Source organism: Vibrio sp. 378 (assembly GCF_033339435.1).
The window spans coordinates 1-755 of the sequence record NZ_JAWOUO010000462.1 but is presented as its reverse complement, the minus strand read 5'-3'; the positions used below and the strand labels follow the sequence as shown (position 1 = coordinate 755).

The following is a 755-nucleotide window of genomic DNA, read 5'->3' as shown; positions in this document are numbered from 1 at the left end:
ATCCCATATTTACTGATTCCCAATCCGGAGTTTTGATGCCTGATACTGCTTTTAGTTCCATTCCAGATTCAATTCCTGCCTCAGCAACAATCGAATTGGGCGTAACTTCACCAATTACGGGTTTTACCGCAGGTACACCAATCAGGAAAACCAACCAATAAGCAAAAATAGCAAATAAGAAATTAAAGATAGGGCCAGCTGCAACAATAGACGTTCGTTTCCAAAGCGGCTTTTGATCAAAGGCTAAATGTTTTTCACTTTCTGGCACATCGTCAACACGGCTATCTACCATTTTGACGTATCCACCAAGAGGAATCATTGAAATAGTGTATTCGGTTCCGTCTTGACCAACTTTTCGCCAAATAGACTTACCAAAACCGATGGAAAATCTTTCAACCTTCACGCCACAACGACGAGCAACCCAAAAGTGCCCAAACTCGTGCACGGCAACGAGAATGCCCAGTGCAACGATAAAAGAAACAAGATTCCACAAAATACCAGTCATTAGCTACGCTCGCGTATAATTTCTAGGGCGATAGTTCGAGACATTCTATCTAGCTCTAGCAAGCTTTCCAAGCTATTCGCATTCTCAGGTTTGCAGCTTGCGGTGATTTTATGCAAAACCAATTCATTGATGCGAGCCATATCTGTAAAACCAAGGCGATTATTTAGAAACGCATCAACAGCAACTTCATTGGCTGCATTTAGAGCAGTAGTCGCATGTTGCCCTTCGTAACACGCGTCAATCGCAAGCT

1 protein-coding gene and 1 pseudogene are annotated in these 755 nt (G+C 42.8%); both read right to left on the bottom strand.

Going from position 1 to position 755, the window contains the following annotated elements; genetic code table 11:
- On the bottom strand, positions 1-505 hold a 505-nt coding region (rseP, locus tag R7Q48_RS26935), incomplete at its 3' end, for an RIP metalloprotease RseP (RefSeq protein WP_318133310.1).
- Positions 505-755 (bottom strand): annotated as a pseudogene (locus tag R7Q48_RS26930) (1-deoxy-D-xylulose-5-phosphate reductoisomerase); the annotation flags it as partial. The gene rseP and the pseudogene R7Q48_RS26930, both read right to left, overlap by 1 nt.